Annotated in this window: 11 protein-coding genes; 3 read left to right on the top strand and 8 right to left on the bottom strand. The window is 41.6% G+C overall.

The window, feature by feature from the left end:
- Positions 1-29 precede the first annotated feature (29 nt).
- The 5 genes from A2W93_12005 to A2W93_11985 form a co-directional block, all read right to left on the bottom strand.
- The gene (locus A2W93_12005; protein OFY56349.1) at positions 30-242 is read right to left on the bottom strand and encodes a hypothetical protein; all 213 of its coding nucleotides are present in this window, start codon (positions 240-242) and stop codon (positions 30-32) included.
- Positions 239-2,470, bottom strand: a complete 2,232-nt coding sequence (locus A2W93_12000; GenBank protein ID OFY56348.1) for a hypothetical protein — start codon at positions 2,468-2,470, stop codon at positions 239-241. The genes A2W93_12005 and A2W93_12000 overlap by 4 nt, the downstream gene beginning before the upstream one ends.
- A complete protein-coding gene (locus tag A2W93_11995; GenBank protein OFY56347.1) occupies positions 2,463-3,617 on the bottom strand; it encodes an IscS subfamily cysteine desulfurase in 1,155 nt (384 codons plus the stop codon). Before A2W93_11995 ends, A2W93_12000 begins: the two co-directional genes overlap by 8 nt.
- A gap of 274 nt (positions 3,618-3,891) precedes the next feature.
- Positions 3,892-4,182, bottom strand: coding sequence for a DNA-binding protein (locus A2W93_11990; protein OFY56346.1), 291 nt, complete (start codon positions 4,180-4,182; stop codon positions 3,892-3,894).
- A 140-nt stretch (positions 4,183-4,322) separates the two neighbouring features.
- Positions 4,323-5,369, bottom strand: a complete 1,047-nt coding sequence (locus A2W93_11985; protein ID OFY56345.1) for a hypothetical protein — start codon at positions 5,367-5,369, stop codon at positions 4,323-4,325.
- 1,105 nt (positions 5,370-6,474) lie between these two features.
- Between A2W93_11985 and A2W93_11980 the strand changes: the two genes are divergently transcribed.
- The 3 genes from A2W93_11980 to A2W93_11970 are packed head-to-tail and all read left to right on the top strand — an operon-like array spanning position 6,475 to position 9,491.
- Positions 6,475-7,713 carry a hypothetical protein gene (locus A2W93_11980; GenBank protein ID OFY56344.1) on the top strand — a complete coding sequence of 413 codons (1,239 nt, stop codon included), beginning with the start codon at positions 6,475-6,477 and terminating at the stop codon, positions 7,711-7,713.
- A gap of 41 nt (positions 7,714-7,754) precedes the next feature.
- Positions 7,755-8,213 carry a hypothetical protein gene (locus A2W93_11975; GenBank protein ID OFY56343.1) on the top strand — a complete coding sequence of 153 codons (459 nt, stop codon included), beginning with the start codon at positions 7,755-7,757 and terminating at the stop codon, positions 8,211-8,213.
- A 33-nt stretch (positions 8,214-8,246) separates the two neighbouring features.
- The gene (locus tag A2W93_11970) at positions 8,247-9,491 is read left to right on the top strand and encodes a hypothetical protein (GenBank protein ID OFY56342.1); all 1,245 of its coding nucleotides are present in this window, start codon (positions 8,247-8,249) and stop codon (positions 9,489-9,491) included.
- 121 nt (positions 9,492-9,612) lie between these two features.
- On the opposite strand, the gene A2W93_11965 is transcribed toward A2W93_11970, so the two are convergent.
- Genes A2W93_11965 through A2W93_11955 form a run of 3 tightly spaced genes read right to left on the bottom strand, consistent with a single transcriptional unit; the run spans position 9,613 to position 18,055 of the window.
- The gene (locus A2W93_11965) at positions 9,613-10,053 is read right to left on the bottom strand and encodes a hypothetical protein (GenBank protein ID OFY56341.1); all 441 of its coding nucleotides are present in this window, start codon (positions 10,051-10,053) and stop codon (positions 9,613-9,615) included.
- On the bottom strand, positions 10,050-10,238 hold the full coding sequence (locus A2W93_11960) for a hypothetical protein (GenBank protein OFY56340.1): 189 nt from the start codon (positions 10,236-10,238) through the stop codon (positions 10,050-10,052). Before A2W93_11960 ends, A2W93_11965 begins: the two co-directional genes overlap by 4 nt.
- 35 nt (positions 10,239-10,273) lie before the next feature.
- Complete coding sequence (locus A2W93_11955; protein OFY56339.1) at positions 10,274-18,055, bottom strand: hypothetical protein; 7,782 nt, start codon at positions 18,053-18,055, stop codon at positions 10,274-10,276.
- Positions 18,056-18,134: the final 79 nt, after the last annotated feature.

Genomic DNA, 18,134 nt, shown 5'->3' with positions numbered 1-18,134 from the left:
TAAGTTCAATTCTCTCAATTATCATAACGTTATTTGTTAAGATACTGGTTAATTTTTCTTGAAGTAACGTTTTCGGTTTCTTGATTCATGTTACTATTTATGGCAATTCTAATCACCTCAATCAGCTTTATTTCACTCTGCTCAATGATTTTAAGTTTGCCGACCATTTCCTTTTTAATATATCCTTTTTCAATCAATAAAGGATCATCTAAAAAGGTTTTGAAAATGTCTTCATTTGTCATATTGATGATAGTTCGGTTTGAATGGTATAAATGTTTAGGCCATAAAAGGCACAAACTTCTCTAAAAACTTCTTCGGTAAAATATGGGTTCTTAGAGAGCATTGCAAAGTACATTACTCGCTCAAGTTCTTTTTTTGTTAAACTCTTCTCTACATCAAATGAATCTGTGCCTTCTTTTTGTGATAAGCTGGGGACAACTACTAAATCATGGATAATTGCAAATTTCTTTGCAGGATGTTTTCTTAAGATTCGTCCCCTTCTTTGAATAAACTGTCTCGGATTTCCTGTACTACTACAGAAGATTGCGGTTTCAGCTCTTGGTATATCAACGCCCTCATCCAGGCATTTCATAGATGCAATTACGTCTATTTCGCCTTTTTGAAATTGCTCTAAAATCTCGTTGCGGTCTTTCATTCCACTGATAAATTGATTTACTAATAGTTTATCATCTATACGAGCAATCTCTCTTGTATATTGATTTATGAGTTTGATGTTTTCTTCCACTAATTCATCTTCGTCTTCACGTATTTCGCACGTTTCACCTTCGGGAACATAAACGAAAGTATATCTCAGAGATCCTTTTTCTTTGTACTGCTTTTTTAAAATCTCGATGGCAATTCCAATTTTATTAAAAGCTTTATGAATAATTCTCTTTCTTGCTAATAATAGCCTTTCAATAATATTTTCCGTATCCGGATCTTTTTTGCCATACCTGTAGAGTTTTGCAAGACGGTCACTAGTTTCAATATATGCTTCTAATTCCTGGTCCGTCAACTCAACTATATGGGGGTAATAATAGTATTGGCATAGCACATCCTCTTTAATAGCCCTATCCATCGAGAATGAGTATGTGTATGGTTCATGATCTTCAAAAAACAACTCCATTCCTTGTGTTCCTTCAGGATCATAAATCCTTTTTGGTGTTGCTGATAACCCAATTCTCTTTTTAATTTTAAACTCTTTAATTCTCTTCGCAACTGTAGGAGAAGCAAGATTGTGACCTTCATCTGCTATGAAAATTGTGTCTTCTGGCAAATCTTTTATAATACTTTGAAATTTATCCTTAACAAATGACGCATATGTGCTTATTAGAACAAAAGAGAGTGGTATTCGTTTTGAGGAAGATAACAATGTTGTTACTTCGCCCTCCCAATTTGATTTAGAAGAAATCTTATATACTTCTTGAAAGTTAAACGATTTTACTTCCTTTTCCCATTGATCCACCAAGGTAATAGTAGGAACAAGAATTAACGCATGATAAACTTTTTCACTATTTTTTTGATATTCATTTAAAAGACAATTGAGGGATGTTATGGTTTTGCCAGTACCCGTAGCCATTGCAAATATCCCTTTATAACCATTACTTTCCCAATTCTGATATGCTTCCTTTTGGTACTCTCTGGCTCCTTGGGGATATGGAAATTTAGGTTCTTTTATAATTTCCTCAATTCTTAAGACTACTTTCTCTATCGCTTTCCTCAATTCCTTATTTTCTAAAACTCTACTTTTCTTTTCAGCCAGTTCTTTTTCACGAATTAAAAGCTCATTTAGCGATTTATCCGCAAAATGCTCTCTAATTGCTACAGAGACATCTTCTATATTAATATAATCAACAAATTCAGCATTACCGGAAAAAATATTTTCAAAATATTTGTTTTGACTTTTAATCCATTTGTTTGATCGTCCATTTTCCCAAGCTAAAAAGCCATCTAGTTCTTCAAGGTTTTCAAGTAATCCATAAGCAGTGAAATTGCAGGATGCTTTAAATCCAACAGAATCTTGGCCATCGAAGAATACACCGGATTTGTAATGTGAAATGCCTTTCCCGTTTTTAGGTCGAATAATGACAATTTGAATCCTATCATTTGCTATTAACCATGATAAACATTCAAAGAAATGCCTTCCATACTCATCGAGAGACCTTTTCAATTTTTTAATATCCGATAGGTCAAATTCATTATCAGCAAATTTTCCGATTTGTCCGGCTTGAATAGCATCTTTATCTTCCTGTGATAATACATTGTTTACTACCATCCGCATTTTACCACCAGAGAAAAGAAATGAAGCAAATCCTAAAGAAAGAATGTTAATTGCAGCCGAACTAAAATATCCAAGCAATAAGTCAAAACTGTTACTGCTACATAAGCTTTCCAGGTAAAATTGAAATGGCTCATTCTCAGTTCCGGTTCTATAAGACCTGTCTTCTGACCACTCTACATCTCTAAGCATATGAAGAACGGGTTACAGTTATGAATTCGTTTATCAGTCTTACAGTGGTTTCTATTTCTTCTTTGGTGTTAAATTTTCCAAGCGAAAACCGAATAGACGACATTGCATCATTATAAGACAAACCAATAGATTGTAAAACATGTGAAGGTTCAATAATTGCTGATGAACAAGCTGAGCCATTTGAAACAGCAATATTCTTTAATTTTCCGATTAGAACAGAAGCTTCTATGTCATGAAAGCAGATATTTGTAACATTATAGATTCTGCTTTTTATTGAACCATTTATTGAGGTATTGGGTATTGCTAATAGACCCATTTCTAATTTGTTTCTTAGTGCCTCAATATTAAACTTGTTTTCATTCATCTCAATCATTGCAATTTCACATGCTTTTCCCAAACCTATAATTCCAGGAACATTTAATGTTCCACTTCTTAATCCCTTTTCATGGCCACCTCCGTGTAAGAGGGGTTGAATCTTTATATTTTTTTCACCAAGTCCTCTGATGTATAATCCACCTATCCCTTTTGGAGCATAGAATTTATGTCCTGAAAAAGCCATAAAATCAATTCCTAACTCATCAACGAGCGTTTCTATTTTACCAACAGCTTGAGTTGCATCACAGAAAAAAGCAATATTATTAGCATGCGCTATTTCAGAAATTTCTTTAATTGGTTGAATAACTCCAATCTCATTATTTACCAACATAACAGAAATAAGGATAGTCTCTTTTCTGATTTCTTTGGAAAGAATATTTAAATCAATAATACCATCATCAGAAACAGGAAGAAAACTAACTTCAAAGCCAACAGTCTCAAGGTATTTACATGTATCAAGAACAGCCTTATGCTCTGTAGAAAGGGTTATTATGTGATTTCCTTTATCCAAATTCGCAAATGCGTAACCTTTGATAATCAAATTTATGCTCTCAGTTGCGCCAGAAGTAAGAATAATCTCATTAATGTCAGATTTTAATAAATTAGAAATTTTAACTTTAGCTGACTCAACAGTCTTCTTGATGTTTTGTCCTAGAATATGTATACTTGAAGCGTTTGCATATTGATCATGGAAAAATGGAAGCATTGCTTCAAGAACCCTTGAATCAGTGGGAGTAGTCGAATTGTAATCTAAATAAATGTTTTTATGCATTCTTCTGCCAAAGATATAATATTTGTATTAACTTTTAATACTTTTTTTTAACTAGTTAATACAAATTTCAAATTCACTCCCGTTTTGAATCAAAAACCGCCCGATTTTCGCCCAAAACAACCAATTTTGAACACATAATCGGCTCATTTTCGACTCATTTTGGCAAAAATAGTCGCTAAATAGCCGTGAAATGATCCGATTTTAGACAAAAAATGACCCGGCGGGAATTTCTGCCGGATCATTTTGGATTTTTTGAGGTGTTTTTGTTTGTTTTTTAATATCCGATCAACGGTTTGTAGTTTTTGGTTAGGAATTTCTCCACGTCGGAGGCTTTGTAATAGATCTTGTGGTTGATCTGGGAGAAGGGAATCTGTTTTTCATCGCGATACGATTGCAATAATCGCTTGCTGATATTGAGAACCTGGCAGAGTTGCTGGTTGTCGAGCCAGCGTTCGGATAAAGGATTCTGGGCTTTCTTTACAATATCAAGGATTTTCTGCTCAATATCGTCAATACGCCGGACTATTTTGGCGTAGGCTGCGGATTCAATGGTTATTACGTCCATCTTGTTTTGATTTTGAAGGTTAAACAATCGGTGATGGTTCGTTGCAACTAAAACCAAAGCAAGAATACGCAAGAAAAAACGGTCTTTTGGTCTTAAAAGGGTCTCAGATACTTGAAAAGACTCTTTTTGCACTTTGCGGGCTATTCGTCCGGTTCAATAAAGCCGGAAATATCAATTCTTTTGGGGCTGTCCTGCTTAATATGCTTGTCAACCCTGTATGGTTTGAGCAAAGTATGTATGGTATATGAGCTCAAAGGCTTATTGCTCCTATCAGTGAAGTTTGCCACCAGAAAGGCTTCGAGGTTTTCGCGAGAGGTTTCGATGAATGGTCCTTCCGGAGTCCTGTATTTTTCAAGCAGTTGGGTGAATATATCCACCAGAACGTTGACCTGTCCGTTGAGCTTGATGGGCTGGTATTGTACATTAACTGTATTTAGATGGGTCTTCATGTGGTCTGAAAAAGTCTTACTGCTTTCAGAAACGCTTTGCGGCAGAATTCTTTCCGAAACACCCGTGTTTTCAATAAAAGACTTTTCAAAACATTCCGGTCTGCTCGTCAGATTATAACGGAACAATTTGCACATTTTCGGGACAGACAGCTCCTGAAAGATCTCGTAAAACAGCCTTTCCTTGCTTTCTAAGGGTGTATTTATGTATGGAAGGAACATCTGCTGATAAAAAACAATTACTCTCGCCACAAACAAATTGAGCACGAAAAAAATATAAATATTGTCGCGGGCTTTTTCTTTCTGTATATCCCCGAGTTCTATCTTGACTTCGCTGAATAGCTTTTTTGTTTTTTGAATCTGCCGGTTTGCATACACCGAAATATCTTTAGCGTCGGAGTAATACTCAAGAACCCATTCCGCCCTGAGTTTAATACGCTCAAATTCATCCCCCATCAACTCCAGAAAGCTTTGACTTTTGGGCGTATCGAACTGTGGGATATCGTTTGAATCTTCTAACCTATAAACCTTATTGGGCCTGATCACAATTTTGTATTTCCCATTCGGGATCTGGTGATAATCGACAGAATAATCCTTTCTGCTTTTATAACCGTAGGATAGATAATTATTATTGTCGAGATAATCAATCAGGTCTGTATCTGCAGGAAGTATAGCCACCTGAATGGTATTTGCTTCATAAACCAGATTGCATAGCCCATCCGGATTGTTGAAGCGTGGCAATCCAGGGTGAAAACGCCCATGAGCGATTTCACAATAGGTAGTAACGTGTATTAACTCATGGCACATGATAAATTATCATCTTTTACATAATGTTAAAAAACATAAATATTCGCACATTTATTGTCAAAGTTCGGGAGAAATCAGACTTCGGCCTGATGAATTTTCGTTAACGGCTAAGGCACAATATTTTAAAATTTGTAGTAAAATTGGGTACACGTTAAAAAAGTGTTGCTGTTTTAACAAATTAAATTACAGTATAATACAACACAATTAGCTACCCAGCTATTGAATTTCAAGCTACCAGCGAGCTGACTTAAAAACATCTTAAATTTGCCGGAGATTTTTCTCCCGAACCCTGGGACCAAACATTTTTTTTGTGTTGCAAAATATTGTATATTTGTAATCTAAAACAAAATCGTTCTTCACAAAATGTAAAGTAAAAAAGTTGGCTGGCTTTTTAGCTACCAGGATTTTTTGCACCTCAGGATATTAAGTCTCAGAGCGGGTTTTCGCATTCAGGTTGCGGAGCCTCGCTCTCCGCCACCCATTCATAAACAGCCATGCGCAAGCGTGGCTGTTTTCATTTATGTCTGCGCCATGCAAGCGTGCTTGCACATGGCACAGGCATAAATGAATAAACACTATCCAGCCTGCCGGATAGTGTTTATGAATGGGCGAGGCCCCCCAATTCGGGATCATGACGAGCGAAGCGAGACATAATCCCGTAGCTGCAATATATAAATCTCTTTTGCCCTTGCAAAAGCACTAAGGTCGTAGTTTGCGCAGCTTTTGCTTTGACCAAAAATGCGCCGGTATTAATTGAACTTCCTTTTTGATGAAAAAAGCACATCGTTTTTTATGACGGCAAGTTATAAGACATCTTAGCTCTGAATTTTTTTAAAAGTGATCAGCATGCGCAATTCAGGCGTTATATTTTGAACTTATCTGCCATCAAAGGCTGAAAACCAATCCTGCAACCCTTGCATAAAAACATAATCTTGCTGTATTATGAATTAATATTTAATTTAGCATTCTAAATATGTGATAGATGAAACCGTCAATGCTCTGTTTTTTATTTGCATTATGCTTTTCAATAGCCGCAAAAATGGGTTTCAGTCAGTGTGAAGTCGTGGCCATGGCCACCCCTGATTCAGTTTGTCCGGGTGACCCGGTAAGCTTATCCATAACTAACAATTGCTTCTCTCAGTACTCAAATGATTTCAACCTCGGAACAGCTGGTGCCGGATGGATTGTTTCCTCCGGAGTTTCTTTCAACAATCCTTGTAATCCGACATCGGACGGGTCCATTTATCTGTGGATGGGAGATAATACAACTCTACCAAGGCAACTGTCTACTATTTCAATGGACGCAACAACATTAGATATAGTGTCATTTGACATCAAATATTCCATGCAAAGCCAGGCTTCGCCTTGTGAAGGAATTGACGAATATGATGAAGGAGTTACTTTGCAGTACTCCATAAACAATGGAATTAACTGGATTGACATCGCCTATTTTCGTCCTGATGGATCGATCCTGAATAATTCAATTACTCCCGGGTCAAATAATACAAGCATAACCAACTATAATACGCCATTCACAACATGGGCAAATTATGAGTTTTTCGTACCATCGGCCGCGCAGACAACAAGCACTTCTTTCCGATGGATCCAGATGGATTATTCTTCAATGTCAAATGATCACTGGGGACTTGACAACATCAAATTTCACAGCCAGAATGCGGTGTCTGTCAATTGGTCAAACGGAGTTTCATCGGACCAGCCGTTTTTGGTTTATCCGGAAAGTGATACTTCTTTCATAGTGGAAGTAACAAACATGCAAACCGGCGACTCTGCATCTGACACTGTTTATATAAATGTTTTCGAGCCGGAAATTTATATTTCAGGAAACGAGATCCTGGCTGACACTTCTTATCATTCTTACTTTTGGATTGACTGCAGCACTGGCAATACAATTCCTGGTGAAAACAGTGAATCATTTTCACCGCAGGCAAATGGCAGTTATTCATTGTATGCTACCACTTTCACCGGCTGTGCGGCGCAATCCGATTGCATAGATTTTACAGTAAATGGCATTGAAAACTTGAATAACACTTCAATAAGCGTTTTCCCGGTCCCCGCCATTGATGATGTGGTTATTACAAATAAAGATGCCTCTCAAACAAATTATTTCCTGTTTGATGTTTCGGGAAAAATGCTCTACCATTTTACGTCTGAGTCAACTGAAATAAGGTTAGATTTATCCGGATTCTCATCTGGCTCATATATTCTGAAAGCCTGCAATAATAAATCGGTGCAGACTTTCAGAATAGAAATTATGTAAAAAATATTGACAAAGAATATCTATAATAAGTTGACAAAAAAATGCAGCAATACGTCAATTATCTGATTATTGATTTGCACAACGCAAAAAAAAATGTTCCTGCCGAAACTAAGCCAGGAGAGGGTTATGAGGCATTTGAAGAGCACATGATGGCTCTGGAGAATAGCCCGGATATACGATTGAGCGATTTGTTCGGCATCAGTGAAGAAGTTTTTCCGCCGACAGAAAAGCTTTCAGAATTGCAACTTGAGCAGCTCAATCAAGCCATTCTCGACATGTGGCGTGCATTTAATATTGAAACTGATTATCCCGAAGATGTTCCCGCAAATTTATTATATCCCGCATTGGTTGCGCAGTTCAGCAAAGAAATGCACTACTGGCCCGGGTGGCAAATGGGAATTGAACTGTGTAATTTTGAACCCGACAAATGTCCGTTCGGAATTGAGCACTGTACATGCAAAGGATATTTTCAGGACGATTCAAACAATCCAAATTCCTGATTACTTTTGTGTCTCGAAATACAACACAAATAAATGAAAGGAACTGAACTGATAATAAATTTTATTGAAGACAAGGCCTATCTGATCGATGGATTTCCATTGTCATTTGATCAGCTCGGACTCCCGCCTGTGGCAAAAATATTCAGATCGCCTGCGCACTGGATCGTGAAAGTTTTGAATTACAGAGCAGCGGAAAAAAGGTTGTCGGCTTCGGTTGTTGCGTACAAATTTGGTAACATTGATTTTCCAAAACATCAGACGGAACTGGCAGAAACGCTTCAGAACATTGCTTCCGTGACATTCAATAATATTGATACGGAAAAAATGCTGGCGACCTTGCGTGGGCAAGACCGCATGATCATAAATACCGAACCTATTGAGCCGGATATATTCATTGCCTTGGCAGAAGAGGCCTCTCAAAGCAGCATTGAATCAGCCAATTCAAAAGTTATAGTATTGGATGAAACATTTTTTGTTGCCATAAATGATTTAAAATTCAGGTTTGGTGGCGTCGCATTCGATCATCATTTCAAAGGCTACAACAAGAGTATAGAACTGACCATTATTAATTACGAGCTTCGCGAAGAATTCGATGCGGTAAAAAATTATTTTTCAAACGCACTGAAAACGAAAAAAATTCAGGTTGTAGCGCATGTTGAAATCGACAATGATGCTATTACGTGTATGCGTGCTCAGTCAAAGGAAATCGATTCCATCGATAAAAAAATGATCGACAGCGTCCGGTTTGAATTTGTGCGCGAAGCGACAAGAAAAAAACTGAAAGCAGAAGTTGATAAAACGCTTTTTACAATGGATGAGTATTTCGAATCGCTCACCGATAAACGCCTGCAGGCAAATGCATTTTATAGCAACGAAAATGAATTGTTTGAAGATCTGATTTCGATTACACAAACAAAACACTACAAACATTTGCGCTTTCTGTCATCGCAGCACACCTTCCACATCATGAAGCTGCGCTTTGTACTCAAGCCATTTTCTTTTTTGTTTTTACTCGAAGGCAAACGGCATTATCACATAGTCTGGGAAACCATCGACACCAAAGAAGCCACCTACGTGTGGCATACCGACAAGGATTTGAATATGCTGAAAATGACTTTGCGGAAAATTGAAGACATTATTAATGTGATAAAAGTGCAGGGAAAAATCGCCTACCTCAATGCCAACGAAGACAGCTTTCAGCGCATCCGTCATGATTACTCAGAGCTGATTGACGGCTTTATAAAATGGAAAGGTGAGCTTGAGAATTATCTGACTTAGCCTGAGCCCCTCGATGGGATACCAGGTCACGCGTCATGAGACGCGCGCCCAGTCAAGAAGTTGAGACTTGCAACCTGTATGAGAAAAAATAAATATTAATAAACCTTTATCACTTTACACTTTACAAACTTTTCACTATCGTCCTGCCCCACTCTTTCGCTCTTTCAATCTCGCCTTCAGCGAGTGGGCCTTCTTTTCCGGTGACTCGAAATAACGCCGGATCAGCAATGATTTCAGCGCCGGCGGCGGCCAAACGTTTTGAAATTTTCTTTGCTGCATCACCATGTATCCAAATATGCATTCGGGTGTCGAAGGATGCCGCTTTCACGCCTTTCAGTGCACCCGCCGGAATCGACTTCAGTGCGGCCTGCATTTTTTCGGTTGGCATAAACCCGTTGATAGGACTACCAGCGATTAGTGCAGTAAGATTATTCAGATGTTCTTTTGTGAATTCAGAAACATGCAGCAATGAAGCTGAATCGCCCATTCCGTCAACAATTGCCTCAGCAATAAGTTTCGTGTTTCCGAAACCTGAATCGTATAAAACGATGACTTTATTCATTTGAAATTCCCCCTTTTTGTGCAAATATAATAAGAATTGCATTTCGAAATAATTGCAAAAACACTACGGAACAAAATGTTGATTTTTTCTGCCATTTTTGCATCCGCCTTTACTACTGTTATTAATTCTGATACAGCTTCACCAAATATTTTTTCAGACAACGCCGAACGCAAAAAAGGCCACATCGCTGCGGCCTTTTTTCAATCATAACAAATCGTAATTATTGTCTCACGACTCTAATCACTTGCACATGAGTTCCTGTTATAAAGTGCATGAAATACACCCCCGCCGGATATTCCCCTAAATCAAATTGTTTATTTCCTGTGATTCCATTCAAATCTGTCATTCTGCTACAATAAACCAGCTTCCCATTAATATCAGTCAGTTCAATTTGAGCGTCGGAAAACTGATTTGAAGAAATGATATTGACTATTTCATCGGACGGATTTGGGAACACACTAAAAATATTATCGCCGTTTTCATCAATCGCATCACAAACCTCAATGGTAATACTGATGGTGTCCGATATTACGCAGCCATTGTTCACTGTCACACTGACATCAAAGGTGCTTAGGCCTTGACCAGTTGAGTCAACAATTATTGTTTGTCCATTTGCTCCAGCTTCACTCCAAAGGTACGTTGCGCCAGGGTTTCCGGCATCAAGTAAAATAAATGCATCGGCGCAGATGGTAGTGTCGTTGCCGAGAAATATATCCGGAAGTGGATTGACTGTCAGATTCAGCGTAAATGTAGAATCGCATCCTGTCTGAGATTGAAGGCTATCGTAATAAATTCCTTCGGTTGAATAAATATTGCCATGCCAATTGTAGACATCTCCTTCACAAATCGTATGATTTTCATTGAACGCATAAGTCGGATTGACAGTGAGGTTCAATGTGAAAACACTGTCACAACCATTCACCGTTGTGTATGCTGCGGTATAAGTTCCACCTGCTGTGTACGTGGTCCCATGCCAGGTGTAGCTGTTGCCATTGCAAATCGAATGATCTTCATTGAATGCATAAGTCGGATTGACAGTGAGGTTCAATATGTAAATGCTATCGCAACCGTACACTGTCGTATATGCTGCGGTGTAGATTCCACCCGTTGTATACGTGGTTCCGTGCCAGGTGTAGCTATTGCCGTTACAAATTGAATGATCTTCATTGAATGCATAAGTCGGGTTGACAGTGAGGTTCAATGTGAAAACACTGTCGCAGCCGTTCACTGTTGTGTATGACTTCGTAAATGTACCAGCTGCTGCATATGTGGTTCCGTGCCAGGTGTAGCTGTCGCCATTACAAATCGAATGATCTTCATTGAATGCATAAGTCGGATTGACACTCAAATTTAATGTGTAAATGCTGTCGCAACCATTCACTGTTGTGTATGACTTCGTAAATGTACCAGCTGCTGTGTATGTGGTTCCGTGCCAGGTGTAGCTGTCGCCATTACAAATTGCGTGATCTTCATTGAATGCATAAGTCGGATTGACTGTTAGGTTCAATGTATAAATGCTGTCGCATCCAGTTGATGATACATAGATTGCAGTGTAAGTCCCAGTAGTATTATACGTGCTTCCTTGCCAGATATATGAATCACCAGAACAGATACTATGGTCTTCGACAAATGAAAAAGATGTAACTTCTGTGAGATTTAGCGTGTAAATACTGTCACATCCGTTCACTGTTGTATATGCTGCAGCGTAAATACCTGCTGTTGTATACGTGGTTCCGTGCCAGGTGTAGCTATCGCCATTACAAATTGAATGTTCTTCGTTGAATGAATAAGTCGGGTTGACTGATAGATTCAACGTGTAAATGCTGTCACAACCATTCACTGTTGTGTATGACTTCGTAAATGTACCAGCTGCCGTGTATGTGGTTCCGTGCCAGGTGTAGCTGTCGCCATTACAAATCGAATGATCTTCATTGAATGCATAAGTCGGATTGACAGTGAAGTTCAATGTGAAAACACTGTCGCAGCCGTTCACTGTTGTGTATGACTTCGTAAATGTGCCAGCTGTTGTATACGTGGTCCCGTGCCAGGTGTAGCTGTCGCCATTACAAATCGAATGGTTTTCATTGAATGCGTAAGAAGGACTCACAACAACGATCATGGTCGCAGTAGTAGCGCACTGGCCGGCTGTCGGTGTGAAAGTATAGACCGTTGAAGCAGTGCTTGCCGTGCTGATTGCAGCATTCCATGTTCCGGTGATCCCGTTAAGTGATGTTGTCGGTAATGTTGCGGGAGTTGCTCCAACGCAGTATGGTCCTAGTTGCGTAAAGGTCGGATCAATGTTCGCATTCACTACAACTATCATGGTCGCAGTGGTAGCGCACTGGCCGGCTGTTGGTGTAAAAGTATAGACCGTAGATCCAGCGCTTGCAGTGCTGATTGTGGCAGGACTCCATGTTCCGGTGATGCCGTTCGTTGAAGTGGCCGGTAATGCATCAGGTATTGCTCCGACGCAGTAGGAGCTGAGTTGCGTGAATGTCGGTGTGACATTGTCATTCACTACAACGGTCATGGTCGCAGTTGTTGCGCACTGACCGGCTGTCGGTGTGAAAGTATAAACTGTTGAAGCTGCGCTCGCCGTGCTGATTGCAGCATCCCATGTTCCGGTGATACCGTTGTTGGATGTTGTTGGTAATGTTGCGGGAGTGGCGCCGACACAATAAGGCCCGAGCTGCGTGAAGGTTGGAACAATGTTGGCGTTCACCACAACACTCATTGTGGCTGTAGTTGCGCACTGACCGGCTGTCGGTGTGAAAGTATAGACCGTTGAAGCGGCGTTCGCCGTGCTGATTGCAGCATTCCATGTTCCGGTGAAGCCATTAATGGAAGTTGTTGGTAAAGTTCCCGGAGTTGATCCAACGCAGTATGGTCCTAGTTGAGTGAAAGTCGGGGTGATGTTCGCATTCACTACAACTGTCATTGTTGCAAGGGTTGCGCACTGACCAGCTGTGGGCGTAAATGTGTAAACCGTTGAAGCGGCGCTTGCAGTGCTGATTGCAGCATTCCATGTTCCGGTGATCCCGTTAAGTGATGTTGTCGGTAATGTTGCGGGAGTTGCTCCAACGCAGTATGGTCCTAGTTGCGTAAAGGTCGGATCAATGTTCGCATTCACTACAACTATCATGGTCGCAGTGGTAGCGCACTGGCCGGCTGTTGGTGTAAAAGTATAGACCGTAGATCCAGCGCTTGCAGTGCTGATTGTGGCAGGACTCCATGTTCCGGTGATGCCGTTCGTTGAAGTGGCCGGTAATGCATCAGGTATTGCTCCGACGCAGTAGGAGCTGAGTTGCGTGAATGTCGGTGTGACATTGTCATTCACTACAACGGTCATGGTCGCAGTTGTTGCGCACTGACCGGCTGTCGGTGTGAAAGTATAAACTGTTGAAGCTGCGCTCGCCGTGCTGATTGCAGCATCCCATGTTCCGGTGATACCGTTGTTGGATGTTGTTGGTAATGTTGCGGGAGTGGCGCCGACACAATAAGGCCCGAGCTGCGTGAAGGTTGGAACAATGTTGGCGTTCACCACAACACTCATTGTGGCTGTAGTTGCGCACTGACCGGCTGTCGGTGTGAAAGTATAGACCGTTGAAGCGGCGTTCGCCGTGCTGATTGCAGCATTCCATGTTCCGGTGAAGCCATTAATGGAAGTTGTTGGTAAAGTTCCCGGAGTTGATCCAACGCAGTATGGTCCTAGTTGAGTGAAAGTCGGGGTGATGTTCGCATTCACTACAACTGTCATTGTTGCAAGGGTTGCGCACTGACCAGCTGTGGGCGTAAATGTGTAAACCGTTGAAGCGGCGCTTGCAGTGCTGATTGCAGCATTCCATGTTCCGGTGATCCCGTTAAGTGATGTTGTCGGTAATGTTGCGGGAGTTGCTCCAACGCAGTATGGTCCTAGTTGCGTAAAGGTCGGATCAATGTTCGCATTCACTACAACTGTCATTGTTGAAAGGGTTGCGCATTGACCAGCTGTGGGCGTAAATGTGTAAACCGTTGAAGCGGCGCTTACAGTGCTGATTACAGCGTTCCATGTTCCGGTGATGCCATTGTTCGATGTCGTTGGTAATGTTCCCGGAGTTGATCCAACGCAGTATGGTCCTAGTTGCGTAAAGGTCGGGGTGATGTTCGCATTCACTACAACTGTCATCGTTGCAGTGGTAGCGCACTGTCCTGCTGTCGGTGTGAAAGTATAGACCGTTGAAGCGGCGCTCGCCGTGCTGATTGCAGCGTTCCATGTTCCGGTGATGCCGTTAATGGAAGTTGTTGGTAATGTTGCGGGAGTTGCTCCAACGCAGTATGGTCCTAATTGCGTGAATGTCGGTGTGACATTGTCATTCACTACAACGGTCATGGTCGCAGTTGTTGCGCACTGACCGGCTGTCGGTGTGAAAGTATAGACTGTTGAAGCGGCGCTTGCAGTGCTGATTGCAGCATTCCATGTTCCGGTGATCCCGTTAAGTGATGTTGTCGGTAATGTTGCGGGAGTTGCTCCAACGCAGTATGGTCCTAGTTGCGTAAAGGTCGGATCAATGTTCGCATTCACTACAACTGTCATTGTTGCTGTGTTTGCGCACTGGCCGGGTGTCGGTGTGAAAGTATAAACCGTTGAAGCTGCGCTCGCCGTGCTGATTGCAGCATTCCATGTTCCGGTTATACCATTAATGGAAGTTGTTGGTAATGTTGCAGGAGTTGCTCCAACGCAGTATGGTCCTAGTTGAGTGAATGTCGGAGTCGTTGCTGCACCATTAATCGTTACATCCATTGTAACTACTGATGCACACTGTCCTGCATCAGGCGTAAACGTATACGTTGTTATACCTGCAGTAGCCGTACTTATCGAAGAAGGGCTCCAGGCTCCAGCTATACTGTTTAACGAAGTTGTTGGGAGTGTGCCGGGAATATCGCCAACGCAATATGGTCCGAGTTGATCAAAAGTGGGGGTGACTGAAGAAACTGTTATGGTAGTGCTTGCGGTTTCCGAACAGCCGTTTGTAGCTGAAGCTGTTACAGTGTAGGTTGTACTTACGGCAGGAGTCACACCGGTAGGATTCTGCAATGAAGATGTAAAGCCAGTTGGAGATGACGTCCATGAAAAATCTGCTGTGTTAGCCGTAAGGGATATATTATCGATGGATGGATTTGCATTACCTGTAGTTGCATCACAAATATATGTAAATACAAGACGCACAGTTGTGCCGGCAAGCGCATCAGGTAAAGTTATTGTTTGAAATGTGTAAGACGCAAGAGCTGGCGTTGTATAATTGTACACCTGCGTGTAACCAGCGCCTGGGGTTGTTCCGGCAACCGGTATATTTGATGTGGTTGTTGTATAAACCCTTACAAAATCAGCATTGTTGTCAATGGTTGGCATTTTCAAATAAAAGGATAGCACTAAGTTTGAAGAACCTGCGGGTATTGCAACATCGCGATAAAAATGATTAGCTCTTACAGCACTTGTTCCCGCATAGGTAGTAGCAGTGCCAATATAAGCCGAATTCATTCCTGATAATGCTCCTGCAAAGGCACCGCAATACCAGATGTTTGAGGCACCATTTACAACACTCCATCCATTCAGGGGAAACGTAGTTCCCGGATCAAAGCTGCCTTCAACAGTTGGCGAAATCAATGTTTCAGTAATTATTGCCGAAGATGAGAGATTTATTGCATCGCCGGCACAGATTGAATTGTCCGAAGCTATGGCTGTGACACCCGTAGGAGCCTGATTGAATGTGCCAACACAAGATAACGCCTGAGTCCAGCAGGAGCCATTATAGCCTCTTACATAAGCCGTATAATTCCCAGGAGTACCCTGTGTAACAGTTAGTGTTGAAGAGGAATTTGCAGTACTGGTCCCATCAGCACTGGCCTGCCAATAACACGTATAACCGCTCGGGCAGCTGCCTTGAGTAAAGGTGATACTGCCATTGGTACATTGTGGTGAATTACTTGTTGGTGCTGTAAATCCTGTTGGTTGGCACAGACTTTCGGCACCTCCGGTGAGCCAGTTCAGACTGAAGCGGACAAAATGAATCTGTTCGTACGGATAAGCCCAGGCAGCATTGTATGGAATTGTATCACTCAGCTCATACACCAATCCAATGGTATTATCTGGCAACACGCACAAAGTTGAATAGGCCGATCCTATTGATGTAGTGCCCATGTCGGGATAAATCACTTTACGGTACGGCCAGTTGTTTCCATCATCATTGGAGAGCATCACTGATATATTTGTGCGAATAGAAGCGTGAAAAGGTATCGATTGAACAAGTCTGTTTTTATCCGATCCGCCGGCAATAGTCGTGAGGCGTGCTATATCGCCGTTACAGCCGGGTTCGGTTATTTCTGATTCCGAATAAACGGTACCCCAGGTAATTCCGTTATCTGAAGATGTATTCATGTAACGGTTGGTCGTATGACGTATACTTGCCAGAATAGTTCCGTCGGCACGCTGCACGAGCTGTGCTTCGTTCCCTGCACCTGCAGCATAGGCCGAATTAGTGCCACAGGTCCATGTTGCACCATGATCATCGGAATAAATAAGAAAATCGTGAATAGGCGTAGTGGCTGATGTGGTGCGGGTTTGAAGCAGCGCAGCCAAACGTCCGTTGTTCATCTGAATGCCTGATCCCGGAGAAACCACACCGGCAAACCATGCACGGCGCGTTGCATTGGAACAAAGTGAACCATAAATGCTGTTGGTGATATCAACACCGTTGATCCAGGAGAGCCCATTATCATGACTTTCGATTTTATAAATTTTTATAGGGTTGGTTGGGGTTGAAGCGCTGAATCGGTTGGCTGTTCCAGTTCCCGACGCCATTAAACAAAAAATAACGCCGGTCTGATAATCGGTTATAAAACATGGATCGGTATAACAATAAGTCGTGTGGTTTCCAGCAATTGTAATTGGAGTTGACCATGTCTTTCCACCGTCTGTGCTGCGACGTGAAACAATATCTATTGAGTTTGTGGCTGTGACTCCAAGATCTTCACCATTATTCCAACGCTTATCATAAGCTGTCAGTAATGAACCATCCGGACAGGTTGTTATTGCCGGAATACGATAAAATTCCGATCCGTCATCATCGCATCGGGCAAGTCGGGCCTGAGAAAGCAATATTGTCCTGCTGCCTGATACATCAGTAGGTACAACGGTGTTACCGCCAGCAACAACAGAATTAACCATCACATCCAGTAAATTTCCTTCAACAGCTGAAGAACTAACATCATAAACAACATAGAAATAATGCGTACCAACTGACAACGGCTGACTTCCATTGATGGCAATATTTCCGGCAGCAGGAGTAGCACTTCCGAAAATTGTTCCGGCAGCAGGATTATAACGATAACTCGTACCCATGTAATACACATCAATATTGCTCACATCGCTGATGGCTGTTGTGCCAGTCATCTGAAGATTCAACTGCGTCAGCGTCATTGCAGAAGATGCAGTAACAGCTACCTGAACAATCTCCTGATTCTCATTGCCAATGCCAGTTGGATAAAGATATTGCCATAAATTCACCGTTGGTGCACCGGCAGCAGGCAATGTAACTTTTACGTTATCTCCATAACAACTTTGAGCAACATCGGTATTACCCTGCCAGTAGAAACCTGCGAAGGGCAGCGAGACACTTGTATAATTGGCATCTGTTCCTGTAACCGGTGCAGAATAAGTCCCTGCAGCAGGATCTGAAAACCCGGTTGTCCCATCATCACGCACATACAACGACCAGCTGTTTCCAACCGGATTGTAGGTCACTTTGACACTCATGTAATTGGTCAGATTGGCTGGCAGAACGGTGCTCGTTAAAACTGAGGAGAAATTATCAACGCCATTGGTATAAAACCTTACCAGTGCGATGGCATTGTTGCCAAGGACATTACCGCCCATAAATACAGCATATCCGGTGCATGCCGATTGCAAACTGCTCGATGTGGAGCCCAACACATAGGCGCAGGAGTATTTTCCTGACTTGTCCATTTTAGTGCGACAGTTTCAGAGCCTGTAAATATTCAGTGATTTTCTGGTTATACTGCGTACGGATTTTTATTTCTTTGTG

The organism is Bacteroidetes bacterium GWF2_43_63, from assembly GCA_001769275.1.
GTDB lineage: Bacteria > Bacteroidota > Bacteroidia > Bacteroidales > DTU049 > GWF2-43-63.
Note: the sequence above shows the minus strand (reverse complement) of the source record. Positions and strands in the feature narration are given on the sequence as shown.

What these genes read in the sequence shown, in the direction of transcription:
- A2W93_11980 (OFY56344.1), top strand. Translation starts at nt 6,475, where the DNA reads ATGGGTTTCAGTCAGTGTGAAGTCGTGGCCATGGCCACCCCTGATTCA.
- A2W93_12005 (OFY56349.1), bottom strand. Translation starts at nt 242, where the DNA reads ATGACAAATGAAGACATTTTCAAAACCTTTTTAGATGATCCTTTATTG.
- A2W93_11955 (OFY56339.1), bottom strand. Translation starts at nt 18,055, where the DNA reads ATGGACAAGTCAGGAAAATACTCCTGCGCCTATGTGTTGGGCTCCACA.
- A2W93_11965 (OFY56341.1), bottom strand. Translation starts at nt 10,053, where the DNA reads ATGAATAAAGTCATCGTTTTATACGATTCAGGTTTCGGAAACACGAAA.
- A2W93_11990 (OFY56346.1), bottom strand. Translation starts at nt 4,182, where the DNA reads ATGGACGTAATAACCATTGAATCCGCAGCCTACGCCAAAATAGTCCGG.
- A2W93_12000 (OFY56348.1), bottom strand. Translation starts at nt 2,470, where the DNA reads ATGCTTAGAGATGTAGAGTGGTCAGAAGACAGGTCTTATAGAACCGGA.
- A2W93_11960 (OFY56340.1), bottom strand. Translation starts at nt 10,238, where the DNA reads ATGTGGCCTTTTTTGCGTTCGGCGTTGTCTGAAAAAATATTTGGTGAA.
- A2W93_11975 (OFY56343.1), top strand. Translation starts at nt 7,755, where the DNA reads ATGCAGCAATACGTCAATTATCTGATTATTGATTTGCACAACGCAAAA.
- A2W93_11970 (OFY56342.1), top strand. Translation starts at nt 8,247, where the DNA reads ATGAAAGGAACTGAACTGATAATAAATTTTATTGAAGACAAGGCCTAT.
- A2W93_11995 (OFY56347.1), bottom strand. Translation starts at nt 3,617, where the DNA reads ATGCATAAAAACATTTATTTAGATTACAATTCGACTACTCCCACTGAT.